Origin of the sequence: Comamonas antarctica, from assembly GCF_013363755.1 — a bacterium.
Lineage (GTDB): Bacteria > Pseudomonadota > Gammaproteobacteria > Burkholderiales > Burkholderiaceae_C > Comamonas > Comamonas antarctica.
On sequence record NZ_CP054840.1, the window covers coordinates 3,929,397 to 3,943,300 of the forward strand.

Genomic DNA, 13,904 nt, shown 5'->3' on the forward strand with positions numbered 1-13,904 from the left:
GTCAGACAACACCGCCACCCCGGGCTGCGCGCACGGGATAATGGCCTTGCAGCCTCCGACCGCCATGAACCAATCCACCTCCTCCCCCGCCGCGCCCGCCGCGCCCGACGCAGCCCCCGCCCCCACCCGCAGCTGGCGCGCCACCTGGCGTGTCTACCGCGAGCCCGCGAGCTGGCGCATGCTGGCGCTGGGCTTCTCGGCGGGACTGCCGCTGCTGCTGGTGCTGGGCACGCTGTCGTTCTGGCTGCGCGAGGCCGGCATCGACCGCGCGACCATTGGCTACCTGAGCTGGGTCGGCCTGGTCTATGCCTTCAAGTGGCTCTGGTCGCCGCTGGTCGACCATCTGCCGCTGCCACTGCTCACGCGCCGGCTGGGGCGCCGGCGCAGCTGGCTGCTGCTGTCGCAGCTGCTGGTCATGGCCGGCCTGGTGGGCATGGCGTTCAACGACCCGCTGAGCAGCCTGCAACCCGTGGTCTGGTGCGCGCTGGCGGTGGCGTTTGGCTCGGCGACGCAGGACATCGCGCTCGACGCCTTCCGCATCGAATCGGCCGACGCCGACCGCCAGGCGGCGCTGGCCGCGACCTACCAGACCGGCTACCGGCTGGCGATGATCTGGGCCGGCGCAGGCGTGTTGTGGATCGCGGCGCGCGCGCAGGGCGACGCCAGCGGCTATCTGCACAACGCCTGGCAGGTCGCGTACTGCGCCATGGCCGCGAGCATGCTGCTGGGCGTGGTCACGGTGCTGCTGTCGCGCGAGCCTGCGCCGCGCGCGTTGCCGCGCGCGCGCAATGCCGGCGAATGGCTGCGCGGCGCCGTGGTCGAGCCGTTTGCCGATTTCATCCGCCGCTACCGCTGGCAGGCGGCGCTGATCCTGGCGCTGATCGCGGTCTACCGCATCAGCGACGTGGTGATGGGCATCATGGCCAATCCCTTCTATGTCGACATGGGCTTCACCAAGGACGAGGTCGCGGCCGTGACCAAGGTATTCGGCGTGGTCATGACGCTGGCCGGCGCCTTCCTCGGCGGCGCCATGGCCATGCGCTGGGGCGTGATGCGCGTGCTGATGCTGGGCGCCGTGCTGTCGGCCGCGAGCAACCTGCTGTTCGCGCTGCTGGCCACGCGCGGCCACGACCTCACGGGCCTGGTGTTCGTGGTCTCGGCCGACAACCTCGCCGGCGGCATTGCCTCGGCGGCCTTCATTGCCTACCTGTCGGCGCTGACCAATGTGCAGTACTCGGCGACCCAATATGCGCTGTTCAGCTCGATGATGCTGCTGGCGCCGAAGTGGATCGCCGGCTTCTCCGGCGTGTTTGTCGACGCGCATGGCTATGCGAGCTTCTTTGTCGCCACCGCGCTGCTGGGCCTGCCGGTGCTGCTGCTGGTCTGGGCCGCGGCGCGCGTGCCGCTGCGCAAGGATTGACAGCGGCCGCCGGGCCTGCGAGATTTACCCCATCTTTACGCAGGCGACAAGCCAGCGCGACACCGCGGCGCGACCATCGCCTGCATGGCCCTGCTTTCTTCCTCACTATCCCCGCCCGAATCCATGAGCGTGCACCACCTGCTGATGATTGAAGATGACGCCCGCCTGGCCGAGATGGTCGGCGAGTACCTGGGCCAGAACGGCCTCAAGCTCGAGCACCGCGGCGACGGCCTGAGCGGCCTGGCCGCGCTGCAGGTCATCGACCCGCAGACGCTGCCCGACCTGGTGATCCTCGACCTGATGCTGCCCGACATCGACGGCCTCGAAGTCTGCCGCCGCATCCGCGCGCTGCCCGGCGCCGCGGCGCAGATCCCGGTGCTGATGCTGACCGCCAAGGGCGACCCCATGGACCGCGTGATCGGCCTGGAGATCGGCGCCGACGACTACCTGCCCAAGCCCTTCGAGCCGCGCGAGTTGCTGGCGCGCATCCGCGCCATCCTGCGGCGCCAGGGCCATGGCGCGGTGGAGGCGCCCAGCCAGGCGCTGCGCTTCGGCTCGCTCGAGATCGACCGCGATGCGCGCACCGTGACCGTGGCCGGCCAGGCCAGCGAGCTGACCTCCTACCAGTTCGACCTGCTGGTGGCGCTGGCCGAGCGCGCGGGCCGCGTGCTGTCGCGCGAGCAGATCATGGAGGCCGTGCGCGGCCGCGAGCTAGAGGCCTTCGACCGCTCGATCGACGTGCACATGGGCCGCATCCGCGCGGCCATCGAAGCCGACCCCAAGGCCCCCAAGCGCATCCTGACGGTGCGCGGCGTGGGCTATGTCTTTGCCAAGCAGCAGGACTGACGCCATGTCGCTGCTGCGCCTGTTCTCCCGCCGCCTGTACCTGCGCATCTGGCTGGCCGTGGTCGGCGGCGTCGCGGTACTGACGCTGCTCGTGGCCTGGGCCTGGCAGACCGCGGCCGAGTTCAACGCCCAGCAAAACAGCGCCAGCGCCGCGCCGGCGCGCGAGATCGTGCTGCGCGACGGCAACGGCCAGGTGTTGGCCCAGGGCCTGGGCATACGCCGCCCCGGCGACCCGTCCGAAGGCCTGCGCTTCGACATCGCCGGCGCCGACGGCACGAACTTCAGCCTGCACATGGCGCCGCGCACCCAGCGCGGCGAGCGCCCGCCGCCGCATGGCCCGGCCGCGTTCTGGCTGCGGCCGTTTGGGTTCCTGTGGATGCTGGCGCTGGTCGGCCTGGCGGTGGCGCTGGGCGTGTTCCCCATCATCCGCCGGCTGCTCAAGCGGCTCGAGAACCTGCAGCGCAGCGTGCAGCGCTTTGGCGAGGGCGACCTGGCCACACGCGTGCCGGTGCATGGCAACGACGAGCTGGCCGACCTCTCGCGCCAGTTCAACGCCTCGGCCGAGCGCATCGAGGCGCTGATGGCCTCGCAGAAGTCGCTGCTGGCCAATGCCTCGCATGAACTGCGCTCGCCGCTCACGCGCATCCGCATGGGCATGGAGCTGATGGCCGGCGGCCAGCCCTCGCCGGCCTCGCGCGCCGAGATCCTGCGCAATGTCAACGAACTCGACCAGCTGGTCGACGAGATCCTGCTGGCCAGCCGGCTCGATTCCCGCGAGGTCGATGTCGGCACCACCGAATCGGTCGACCTGATCGGCCTGGGTGCCGAGGAATGCGCGCGCGTCGATGCCGAACTGCAATTGCAGGATCTGGCGGCGCTCGAAGTGCCGGGCATCGCCAAGCTGCTGCGGCGCGCGGTGCGCAACCTGCTGGAGAACGCGCGCCGCTACAGCCAGGGCGAGATCACGCTGGAGCTGTCCTCGGACGGACGCTGCGCCGAGATCCGCGTCAGCGACCAGGGCCCGGGCGTGCCGGCCGACCAGCGCGAGCGCATCTTCGAGAAGTTCTACCGCCTGCCCGGCGCGAGCGAGCGCTCGGGCGGCGTGGGCCTGGGCCTGGCGCTGGTGCGCTCGATTGCCGAGCGCCACGGCGGCAGCGTGCACTGCGAAGGCCGCAGCGACGGCCAGCCCGGCGCCTGCTTCGTGCTGCGCCTGCCGCTGGCCTGAGCTCAGCGCAGGGACTGCGCAGCCACGCCGAGGGGATCGGGCGCTGCCGGCTGAGGCGCGGCCGGCTGAGGCGCGGCGGGCTGAGGCGCGGCGCGGCGCGTGTACAGCGCATCGGCGCATAGCAGAATCAGCAGCAGCACGAAGAAGTGGCTTTCACGCGAGCTCCAGAGCGAGGCATTGATCAGGCTGTTGACGGCAAAGATCACCGCAAAGCTCAGCAGCAGACGCCGCTGGTGCGGCTGCGCATGGCGCGCGGCCCAGACCGGCGCACCGATCAGCGCCAGGAAGAGCAGCAGCCCGGGCAGCCCGTTTTCCATCCACAGGAACAGGTACTGGTTGTGCGGATGCCAGCGTCCGAACGCGCACCAGCCCTCGGCCGTGACCTGCGCGCACCAGGCATCGTGGTAGCTGCCCGTGCCCCAGCCGGTGAGCGGCTTCTGCGCCACCAGCGCCCAGGTGTTCTTCCAGAAGTTGATGCGCCCGCCGATGCTGGTGATCTCCATGCTGTCGCTGTTGCGCGCTTCGGTGACCGCGAGCTGCACGCGCTGCTGCACTTCGACCGACGTCGCGCCGACCACGAGCAGGCCCAGGCCCAGCAGGCCCAGCGCCGCCCAGCGTTTCCAGCCCTGCGTGGCCAGGATGAAGAATGCCAGCAGGGCCATCAACAACAGCAGATAGCCGGTGCGCCCGCTCGACAGATGGGTGATGCTCAGCGCGCCCAGCGCCGCCGCCAGCCACCAGGCGCCGCGCTGCCAGACCGCCGCGCTGGCGCGCAGCCCGCGGTCCATGGCCAGCACCACGAAGAAGGTCATCATCACGTTCTGCGTGATGTAGTCGCCGATCACCGTATGGTTCTGCCCCCAGCCCTGGTTGTGGGTGCTGGACCAGGGCAGGTCCCAGAAGATGTTGGCGTAGACCGAAACCAGGATGAACAGCATGGCCAGCGCAAAGGCATTCATGCAGCGCCGGCGCCAGGCCTGGTCGGACAGCAGCGCAATGCCTACCGGCACCCACAGCAGCTTGCTGTACTTGGACAGATGCAGCACGATGTCGTCGTGGCTGGCCGGCGTGTAGAGCGTGCCGACCAGCATCAGCGCGTAGAGGCCCAGCGCCGCCCAGACCACGGGCGCGCGCCGCACCGTGGGCCAGCGTTGCCAGATGCGCCCGCTGAGCAACCCGAACAGCAGCACCAGCGCCATCGCGACATAGCCCAGCGCCATCGCCACGGGAAACGACAGGAACACCAGCACCAGGCAGGCCAATGCGGCGGATTCGGAAAACGCCTGCATGCGGCGAAGAGCAAAGGTCATGGAGAAAATGCAAAAACGTTTTTATGGCCGCCTGGCCCCAGCCATGCGGGAGACGCCTTGAATCCAGGCTGTGCGTTGCTGCACAGGTATTGGGTAACAATCCGACTATGAAAAATCCAACCGTTCACGCCATGTACTGGGACAACATTCCCGGCAGCATACTGTCCAAGCAGCGCGAGGTTTTCGCGCATCTCGACATTCCGCTGCAGCAGGAACGTGCCGACCAGCAGCCGCATGGTCTCTGGATGAACGAGGTGCTCGAGCGGATGGCGCCCGAGGACATCGTGGTGTTCTGCGACATCGACGCGCTGGCATTGAACCGCGCCGCCTATCTGGCGGCCGTGCAGCATGCCGAGAACGGCGCGCTGTTCGGGCTGGCCCAGTTCTCCAACCACAAGCAGGGCACGCAAGTGTATGCGGGACCGATGTTCATGGCCTTTCGCAAAAGTATGTGGATGCAACTGGGCCGTCCCACCATGCGCTCGAGCAAACTGCACGATGCGGCCGAAGTCATGTCGGTGCTGGCGCGCGAAGCCGGCATTCCGGTGGTCATGCCTTCGGTGTGCGCCTGCCTGCTGCCCAAATGGTCGCTGGGCAACGAAGGCGTTTTCGGCATCGGCACCTTCTATGGCCAGCGCGAGTTCTTCCATCTGTTCGAATCGCGCAAGCCGGCCTACGAAGCCATCTTCCATGCGGTGGCCGACGACGTGCTGGCCGACCGGCCGCTGAACTTCCGCCACTACCTCGAGATCGTCGAGCAGCTGCAGGCCGCCGAAAGCGGCCAGCCGCCGCGCCGCCGGCCCTGGTGGAAACGGCTGTGGAAGTGAAGCGCATGGCCGCCGATTCCGTCTCCCTGCCGCTGGTCTTCGTCAACCTCGACCGCGATGCCGAGCGGCGCCAGCGGCTCGAAGCCGAGCTCGCGCGGCTCCATCTGCGCGGCGCGCGCCTGCATGCGGTCTGGTGGGCCGATGTACCCGCGGCGCAGCAGGACGCGCTCTACAGCGCGGAACTGAACCGCCGCCAGTACTACAAGCCGCTGGTCAATGGCGAAAAGGGCTGCTATGCGAGCCATATCCAGGCGTGGCGCCAGCTGCTGGCCAGCGACGCGCCGGCCATGGTCGTGCTCGAGGACGATGTGCGCCTCGACGACCGCCTTGCCGACGGCATTGCCGCGATTGCCGCGCTCGACATTCCCTGGGACATGGTCAAGCTGATCGGCCGCGAGCACGAGAAGGTGCGCAGCCAGCGTCCGCTGCTGCCCGATGTCGCGCTGATCGAATACCAGCGCGTGCCCAGCATGACGGCCGGCTACGTGATCAGCCGCGCGGGTGCCGCCAGGCTGCTGCAGACGCGCGTGCCCTTCGGCCGGCCGATCGACGTCGACCTGCGCTTCTGGTGGGAAAACCAGCTGCGCATCCTGGGCACGCTGCCGGCGCTGCTGGTCCTCGACGAGACCAGCCTGGAAAGCACCATCTGGAGCGAGCGCCCGCGCGTGCCGCTGCTGCAGAAGCTGCGCAAGTTCGCGATGAAGCTGCAACTGACGCTGGGCAATGCGCGCCACCGGCGCACGCAGCGCGGGCTGTAACCAGCATCGCAGCCAGCGCCTAGGAATCCGTTCGGGCTGAGCCTGTCGAAGCCGCGTCCCCCGCATGCACACGCCGCAGCAGCGCTTCGTAGCCAGCCTGCATGACCGACACATCGAATGCGGCTTCGGCCTCGGCGCGCGCCGCCTGCGCCAGCGCCTGCGCGTACGCGGGCTGCTCCAGCAGCGTCCTGAGCGCCTGCGCCAGCGCCGGCGCGTCGCCTTCGGGCACCAGCAAGCCGGTGCGGCCCGCATCGATCACCTCGCGCACCCCGACCACATCGCTGCCTATGCAGGCGCAGCCCGCGGCCATGGCCTCGGTCAGCGCCAGCGGCATGCCTTCATAGTGCGTGGACAGCACGAACAACTGCTGCTGCATCAGGAACTGCGGCAGCTGCGCCACCTGGCCCATGAATTCGACCTGCGCGCCCAGGCCCAGCCGCTCGACCTGGGCCATCGCCTGGTCGCGCAGCCGCGCCTTGCCGCCGCCGGCCAGGTACAGCCGCGGCCGCAGCCCCTGCTCACCCAGCAGCGCCAGCGCATCGATCAGCGTCGCATGGTCCTTCTGGCGCGCGAAGCGCGAGGCCATGACGATGGCCGGCGCGCGCTGCGCCCAGGGCTGCAGCTGCGAGGCGGGAAACCGCGCCAGGTCGATGCCGTTGGGGATCGCCACGCAGCGTTCGCGCGCGAAGCCCAGCTCCAGCAGCCGGTCGCGCACGCCGCGCGAGACGCCCACGCTGGCCGCGCTGCGCCGGTCCAGCCACAGCGCCTGCTTCAGGCGCCAGCGCGTGTAGCGTTCGCGCGAGTTGTGCTCCACATGCACCAGCTTCGGCACGCCGGCCAGCAGACCCGCATAGCGTCCCCACAGATGGTCGCTGAAGCCATGGGCGACGAGGATGTCGGGTTGCCATTCGAGCGCGATGCGGCGCAGCGCCCAGATGGTGGCCGCATGCGACCAGCCCGGCACGACGCGCACATCGAGCCCCTGGTCGCGCAGCGCCTGCACGCGCGCGGCATCGGTATTGCGTTTGCGCCGCAGCACCAGCAGCACCGGCATCGACTGGCTGCGCTGCGCCGCCAGGCACAGATCGACCGCGACCTGGGTCGCTCCGGAAAATCCACCGGTCACAAAATGCAATACGCGCACGGCGTTGTCCTTTGGAAGCTGGCCGTCCATCCTTCGCCCCATCGTCAGGGCTCAGGACGAACGGTTTTAGTCCGTTCGTCCTGAGCTTGCCTCGCCGGCCGCGTCGAAGGATGAAGGGCCCACTCGAGAAATGGAAATCGCTCGCTGCGAGCCGAGCAACCCCAAGGCCTGACACAGATAGCAAAAAGGGGCACCAGGCCCCTTTTTCATCCGCGCTGCGGAGTCAATGCCCGTGGCCGACCACCTCACCCGCCTTGAGCTTGTACAGCGTGCCGCAATACGGGCACTTGGCTTCGCCGGTGTGGGCGATTTCCAGGTAGACCTTGGGATGGCTGTTCCACAGCTTCATGTCAGCGCGCGGGCTGGGGCAATACACGCCGCCAAAAGTGTTGAGGTCCTTGGCGGCCAGTTCTACGACGGCTTGGGTCATTTTCGTTCTCTTGTCTCGGGGGGCTGGAAAAACCGCTTACACCAGCGTGAGCCAGTGCGCGTACTTGGGGTTGCGGCCGTTGACGATGTCAAAGAAGGCCGCCTGGATCTGTTGCGTGATCGGGCCGCGGCTGCCGCTGCCGATGGCAATGCGGTCGAGTTCGCGGATCGGCGTGACTTCGGCGGCGGTGCCGGTGAAGAAGGCCTCGTCGCTGATGTAGACCTCGTCGCGCGTGATGCGGCGCTGCTGCACTTGCAGGCCCAGGTCCTGGCAGATCGCGAACACGGTGTTGCGCGTGATGCCGTTGAGCGCGCCGGCCGACAGGTCGGGCGTGACCACCACGCCGTCCTTGACGATGAAGATGTTCTCGCCCGAACCTTCGGAGACGAAGCCGGCCGCGTCCAGCAGCAGCGCCTCGTCGTAGCCATCGTCGAGGGCTTCGGTGTTGGCCAGGATGGAGTTGGTGTAGTTGCTCACCGCCTTGGCCTGGCTCATGGTGATGTTCACATGGTGGCGCGTGTAGCTGCTGGTCTTGACGCGGATGCCGCGCGCCATGCCCTCTTCGCCCAGGTAGGCGCCCCAGGCCCAGGCCGCGACCATCAGGTGGATGTCGTTGCCCTTGGGCGAGACGCCCAGCTTGCGGTCGCCGATCCAGGCCAGCGGGCGCAGGTAGCAGGACTTGAGCTGGTTGGCGCGCACCACCTCGATCTGCGCCTGGTTCACCTCGTCCTGCGTGAACGGCATGCTCATGCGCAGGATCTTGGCGCTGTTGAACAGGCGTTTCGTGTGGTCCTCGAGGCGGAAGATGGCCGTGCCCTGGTCCGTCTCGTAGGCGCGCACGCCCTCGAACGCGCCGCAGCCGTAATGCAGCGTATGCGTCAGCACATGGACCTTGGCATCGCGCCACTCGACCAGTTGGCCGTCCATCCAGATCTTGCCGTCACGGTCGGCCATCGAAGGAACTGCGGAGCTCATGGGAATCCTTTGTGCATGATCGCAAAAAGGAGATTCTACGGCGTGGGCGTGTGTTCGATCGCGGGCGCGGGGGCTTCTTCCTGCCTGGGGCGGTAAAGCTCCCAGGAGACCAGGCGGCCATGGTTGAAGGTGCAGGTCACATGGGACTGCGAACCGTCGGTCCAGCGGAAGATCTCGGGCTGCTCGCCTTGGGGCGACAGCTGCTTGCCCAGCGCACGCGTCATGGCCACGACATGCATCATGTTCACGCCCGCACGCAGCTTGGCATTGAGCATGACGGCGCTGGCGACATAGCCGATCGGCATGTTCGAGGCCTTGCGCACCACGGCCATCAGCCGGTTGAAGTGCAGCAGCAGCCACATGACGATACCGCCGCCGACGCCGGCCACACCCAGCCAGCCATAGCTTGTATAGGCAGCGTACAACAGCACTGCCAGTCCCACGGGGACCCAGATTTTGCGCAAATTCATGGCCTAGATTGTCTTATGGACGCCATACCCCGCGGTTGTGGTGAGTGCGTATAACCCTGAAACCCTTGCTTCAGCTGATGCCGCGCACGATGTTCATGGCCTCATCGACGCGCTCGACGGCATGGATGGTCAGCCCGGGAATCGCCTTTTTGGGCGCGTTGGCCTTGGGCACGACCGCCATGGTGAAGCCGAGCTTCGCGGCTTCCTTGAGCCGCTCCTGGCCGCGCGGCGCGGGCCGCACCTCGCCGGCCAGGCCGACTTCGCCAAACGCGATGAAGCCGCGCGGCAGCGCCTTGCCGCGCAGGCTCGAAGTGATTGCCAACATCACGGCCAGGTCGGCCGCCGGTTCGTTGATGCGCACGCCGCCGACCGCGTTGACGAACACGTCCTGGTCGGCGCAGGCCACGCCCGCATGGCGGTTGAGCACGGCCAGCAGCATCGCCAGCCGGTCCTTGTCCAGACCGACCGACAGCCGGCGCGGGCTCGGGCCGCCTTGGTCGACCAGGGCCTGGATTTCGACCAGCATTGGGCGCGTGCCTTCGAGCGTGACCAGCACGCAGCTGCCGGGCACGGGTTCGGTATGCTGGCTCAGGAAGATCGCGCTCGGGTTGGTCACGCCCTTGAGGCCCTTTTCGGTCATGGCGAACACGCCGATCTCGTTGACGGCGCCAAAGCGGTTCTTGATCGCGCGCACCAGCCGGAAGTTGCTGTGCGTGTCGCCCTCGAAGTACAGCACGGTGTCGACCATGTGCTCGAGCACGCGCGGGCCGGCCAGCGCGCCTTCCTTGGTCACATGGCCGATCAGGATCACGCAGATGCCCGTGGTCTTGGCGGCGCGCGTGAGATGCGCCGCGCACTCGCGCACCTGGGCCACCGAGCCCGGCGCGGACGACAGCTGGTCGGAATAGACCGTCTGGATGGAGTCGACCACGACCACCATCGGCTGCGTGGCCTCCACCGTGGCGAGGATCTTCTCGAGCTGGATCTCGGCCAGCACCTGCACCTGGCTGTTGTCCAGCCCCAGGCGGCGCGAACGCAGCGCGATCTGCGCGCCGCTTTCCTCGCCCGTCACATACAGCGTGGGCAGGCCCTTGCGGTGCAGCGCATCCATGGCCTGCAGCAGCAGCGTCGACTTGCCGATGCCGGGGTCGCCGCCGATCAGCACCACGCCGCCTTCGACGATGCCGCCGCCGAGCACGCGGTCCAGCTCCTCGATGCCGCTGGGCGTGCGCGCCACATCGGTGGCTTCGATGGCCGACAGCGGCGTCACCGGCTGGGCATTGGCCAGCCCGGCATAGCCCTGGGGCGCGCTCAGCCGGTTCTTGCCGCCGCTGGCCGATTCGGGCACCGATTCAATCAGCGAATTCCAGGCCCCGCAGGACGGGCACTTGCCCAGCCAGCGCGGGCTGGTCGCGCCGCAGGCATTGCAGACATATTGGGTTTTCTCTTTGGCCATGGAGCGAGCATATCGTGGCGCAGCAGAGTCCCAGGCTGGGCCGCGGAGTTCCCCCCCTGGCCTCGCATCTGGAGCACAGGCCCTTCATCCTTCGACGCGGCCGGCGAGGCAAGCTCAGGACGAACGGTTTTCACTTGGAGCCCTGCGCCTGGCGAAGGGCCGAAGTGTCGAAGGGTGGGACTCAACCCTCGTTGAGTTCAGCGTGGTGCGCCACCTCGCCGCGCTTCCAATAGGCCGCAATGCGCATGCGCTTGGCGTCGACGCCGGGCTTGGCCAGCACCACGCGGCGCAGCGCCGCCATGTCGTTGTGCTCGCCTGCGGCCCAGATGAAACCGTCGCCCTCGGGCAGCTCGAGCTGCTCGGCGGCTTGCGTGAGCGAATCCACCCACTGCAGGTCCACCTGGGCGGCGCTGGGCAGCGGGCGCTGGTCGCGCGCATCGGCCACCTGGATGCGCACCGTGGCCCTGGCCGTGGCCGGCAGCTCGGCCAGGCGGCGCTCGATGGCCGGCAGCGCGCTTTCATCGCCCAGCAGCCAGTGCCATGCAAAGGCCTTGGGAATCACCAGGCTGCCGCGCGGGCCGGCCACGCCCACCCACTGCCCCAGCGGCGCATTGACTGCCCAGTCGGCCGCGGGGCCGGTGTTGTGCAGCGCGAATTCGATCTCCAGTTCGTTGCGCTCGGGGTCGTAGCGCAGCGGGGTGTAGTCGCGCGTGGTCGGACGCTCGCCCTCGAAGCTCGGGCGGCCGTCGACGATCTTCGGCAGATGGGGCCGCTCCAGGCCGGGCTGGGGCAGGATGAATTTCAGATGGTCGTCGAAACCGGTGCTGACAAAGCCGGCCAGCTCCGGCCCGCCCAGCGTGACGCGCACAAAGCCTGGCGTGGTGGCTTCGCGCCGGAGCAATTGCACGTGGCGCGCGGCAAATGGATGGCGTTCGCGCTCGACGCGCAGGGTGGTCTCGGAAGAAGAAGTGCTCATGCAGGCCTCTGGCGTTAAAATGTTGATTTAGTCAACGAAATATCCGCGACCTCGTTGATTTTGTCAACTATAAAATCCCCACTGCGATGACTGACAAGACCCCCGCCGACGTGTTTGACGCCATGCATGACCTGATGCATGCCTACCGCCACCGCATGCGCGCAGCGATGCAGACCGAGCTCACGGCCAATGAAATGCGCGCCCTGATGTTCGTCGGCCGCCATCCCATGCGCACGCAGAAGGAGCTGGTCCAGCACAGCGGTGCCGACAAGGCGCAGATCGCGCGCATGCTCGGCACGCTGGAGGAAAAAGGCTGGCTCGAGCGACTGCCCCACCCCCGGGATGCGCGCAGCCGCTGCCTCACGCTGAGCCGCGCCGGTCAGGCGGTGTTCGAGCGCATGCGTGAACGCCGGCGCGGGATCACGGTGCAGCTGCTGCAGGGCTTGTCCGAGGACGAACAGTTGCTGCTGCAGGGGCTGCTGGAGCGGATGCTGGGGGACCTGGCGGGGGCTTGAGTGGCGGTCGATGTCTTCGACCGGGCCACGCAGGCAGGCTCAGGAAGACCGGCTCTTAGCGCACCGTTGGGTGGTAGCAGCCGTTCGTGGTGAGCGTGTCATCCACCGTTCGTGGTGAGCCTGTCATCCACCGTTCGGGGTGAGCCTGTCATCCACCGTTCGTGGTGAGCCTGTCGAACCATGAACGTCCCGTCCTCATGAGTCGAGCGCCGGCCATCCATCCTTCGACGCGGCCGGCGAGGCAAGCTCAGGACGAACGGTTTTTCGCTCTCAGTTGAATGGTATCGACGTTCGTGGTGGGCCCTGAGCAGGCGCGTCAGGCGCGTCGGTCGCGTCCAAGGGTTGAACCATGAACGGCCCTGCCCTCAATCCACCACCACCGGCACCCGCGGCGCCACGGCGCACATCAATTCGTAGCCCAGCGTGCCGCCCGCGTGCGCGACCTCGTCGATCGACAGCCGCGCGCCGTTGGAGGCATTGCCCCAGAGCGTGACCTCGCTGCCCACGCCCGCGCCGTCGATCGATGTCAGGTCGACATTGAGCATGTCCATGCTGATGCGCCCCAGCACGCGCGTGCGCTGGCCGTCGACCAGGACCGGTGTCCCCGTGCTGCACGAGCGCGGATAGCCGTCGGCATAGCCGCAGGCCACCACGCCCACGGTCATCGGCGCGTCGGCGGTGAAAATCGAGCCGTAGCCCAGCGTGTCGCCGGCACGCATCTGCTGCACGCCGATCACGCGCGTCGACAGCGTCATGGCGGGCTGCAGCCCCCAGTCCTGGTCGCTGTGCAGCGGATAGTCGGGCGAGCTGCCGTACAGCACGATGCCCGGGCGCACCCAGTCGCAGCGCACCTGCGCGTCATGCGCCAGCGCCAGCGTCGCGGCGCTGTTGCACAGGCTGCGCTCGCCGGGCAGGTCCTGCGTCGCCGCGTGGAACACCTGCAGCTGGTGGCCGACGCCGCGCGGGCCGTCGGCATCGCTGAAATGGCTGATGAAGGAGATCTCGTCGACCTGCGGCAGCGCATTGAGCCGCGCCCAGGCCGAGCGATAGCGCTCGGGTGGAAAACCCAGGCGGTTCATGCCCGAGTTCATCTTCAGGAACACGCGGTGGCCGACCTGGGTCTTGTGCGCTGCCAGCCAGTCGATCTGCTCGTCGCAATGCACGACATGCCACAGCCCGAGGCGCGAGCACAGCTCCAGGTCGCGCGCCTCGAACACGCCTTCGATCAGCAGGATCGGCCCGCGCCAGCCGAGCTGGCGCACGCGTTCGGCTTCGGCCAGGTCGAGCAGCGCGAAACCGTCGGCGCCGCGCAGCGCGTCAAACGCGCGTTCGATCCCGTGCCCATAGGCATTGGCTTTGATGACCGCCCACAGTTTGGCATCGGGCACGGCCTGGCGCACGCGCTCGAGGTTGTGGCGCAGGGCGCTGGAATGGATGGTGGCGAGGATGGGACGCGGCATGGTTCAGAAGCAAACGGAGACAGGGAATTCTGGCATTGCCGGGCCGAAGCTGCGTGTTATAACCAGCGCTCACTGCGTTTGCGTCCCCCATT

Annotated in this window: 14 protein-coding genes; 6 read left to right on the plus strand and 8 right to left on the minus strand. The window is 68.0% G+C overall.

Annotated features, from left to right (window positions below; all coding sequences use genetic code 11):
• The first annotated feature begins 64 nt into the window (after positions 1–64).
• The 3 genes from HUK68_RS18300 (at position 65) to HUK68_RS18310 (ending at position 3,491) form a co-directional block, all read left to right on the plus strand.
• The gene (locus tag HUK68_RS18300; protein ID WP_175505484.1) at positions 65–1,420 is read left to right on the plus strand and encodes an AmpG family muropeptide MFS transporter; all 1,356 of its coding nucleotides are present in this window, start codon (positions 65–67) and stop codon (positions 1,418–1,420) included.
• A 123-nt stretch (positions 1,421–1,543) separates the two neighbouring features.
• A complete protein-coding gene (locus HUK68_RS18305; RefSeq protein WP_175505485.1) occupies positions 1,544–2,266 on the plus strand; it encodes a response regulator transcription factor in 723 nt (240 codons plus the stop codon).
• A 4-nt stretch (positions 2,267–2,270) separates the two neighbouring features.
• Positions 2,271–3,491: an ATP-binding protein gene (locus HUK68_RS18310; RefSeq protein WP_175505486.1), complete on the plus strand. Its 1,221-nt coding sequence runs from the start codon at positions 2,271–2,273 to the stop codon at positions 3,489–3,491.
• A 2-nt stretch (positions 3,492–3,493) separates the two neighbouring features.
• On the opposite strand, the gene HUK68_RS18315 is transcribed toward HUK68_RS18310, so the two are convergent.
• A complete protein-coding gene (locus HUK68_RS18315) occupies positions 3,494–4,801 on the minus strand; it encodes an O-antigen ligase family protein (protein ID WP_175505487.1) in 1,308 nt (435 codons plus the stop codon).
• Positions 4,802–4,908: 107 nt separating this feature from the next.
• On the opposite strand from HUK68_RS18315, the gene HUK68_RS18320 reads away from it, so the two are divergent.
• Together HUK68_RS18320 and HUK68_RS18325 are read left to right on the plus strand one after the other, a co-directional pair.
• Positions 4,909–5,628, plus strand: coding sequence for a hypothetical protein (locus HUK68_RS18320; RefSeq protein WP_244146203.1), 720 nt, complete (start codon positions 4,909–4,911; stop codon positions 5,626–5,628).
• 5 nt (positions 5,629–5,633) lie between these two features.
• Positions 5,634–6,386: a glycosyltransferase family 25 protein gene (locus HUK68_RS18325; RefSeq protein ID WP_175505488.1), complete on the plus strand. Its 753-nt coding sequence runs from the start codon at positions 5,634–5,636 to the stop codon at positions 6,384–6,386.
• 19 nt (positions 6,387–6,405) lie between these two features.
• Here the strand turns inward: HUK68_RS18325 and HUK68_RS18330 are convergent, their stop codons facing one another.
• The 6 genes from HUK68_RS18330 to HUK68_RS18355 form a co-directional block, all read right to left on the minus strand.
• A complete protein-coding gene (locus HUK68_RS18330) occupies positions 6,406–7,530 on the minus strand; it encodes a glycosyltransferase (protein WP_244146204.1) in 1,125 nt (374 codons plus the stop codon).
• A gap of 223 nt (positions 7,531–7,753) precedes the next feature.
• Complete coding sequence (locus tag HUK68_RS18335) at positions 7,754–7,960, minus strand: zinc-finger domain-containing protein (RefSeq protein ID WP_175505490.1); 207 nt, start codon at positions 7,958–7,960, stop codon at positions 7,754–7,756.
• Positions 7,961–7,996: 36 nt separating this feature from the next.
• Positions 7,997–8,935, minus strand: coding sequence for a branched-chain amino acid transaminase (locus tag HUK68_RS18340; RefSeq protein WP_175505491.1), 939 nt, complete (start codon positions 8,933–8,935; stop codon positions 7,997–7,999).
• Positions 8,936–8,970: 35 nt separating this feature from the next.
• Positions 8,971–9,405, minus strand: a complete 435-nt coding sequence (locus HUK68_RS18345; RefSeq protein WP_175505492.1) for a glycerate kinase — start codon at positions 9,403–9,405, stop codon at positions 8,971–8,973.
• Positions 9,406–9,475: 70 nt separating this feature from the next.
• Positions 9,476–10,861: a DNA repair protein RadA gene (radA, locus tag HUK68_RS18350; RefSeq protein ID WP_175505493.1), complete on the minus strand. Its 1,386-nt coding sequence runs from the start codon at positions 10,859–10,861 to the stop codon at positions 9,476–9,478.
• 181 nt (positions 10,862–11,042) lie between these two features.
• A complete protein-coding gene (locus HUK68_RS18355) occupies positions 11,043–11,837 on the minus strand; it encodes a siderophore-interacting protein (RefSeq protein ID WP_175505494.1) in 795 nt (264 codons plus the stop codon).
• Positions 11,838–11,923: 86 nt separating this feature from the next.
• Between HUK68_RS18355 and HUK68_RS18360 the strand changes: the two genes are divergently transcribed.
• Positions 11,924–12,352, plus strand: coding sequence for a MarR family winged helix-turn-helix transcriptional regulator (locus tag HUK68_RS18360; protein ID WP_175505495.1), 429 nt, complete (start codon positions 11,924–11,926; stop codon positions 12,350–12,352).
• 365 nt (positions 12,353–12,717) lie between these two features.
• On the opposite strand, the gene alr is transcribed toward HUK68_RS18360, so the two are convergent.
• On the minus strand, positions 12,718–13,812 hold the full coding sequence (alr, locus tag HUK68_RS18365; protein ID WP_175505496.1) for an alanine racemase: 1,095 nt from the start codon (positions 13,810–13,812) through the stop codon (positions 12,718–12,720).
• Between the last annotated feature and the right edge of the window lie 92 nt (positions 13,813–13,904).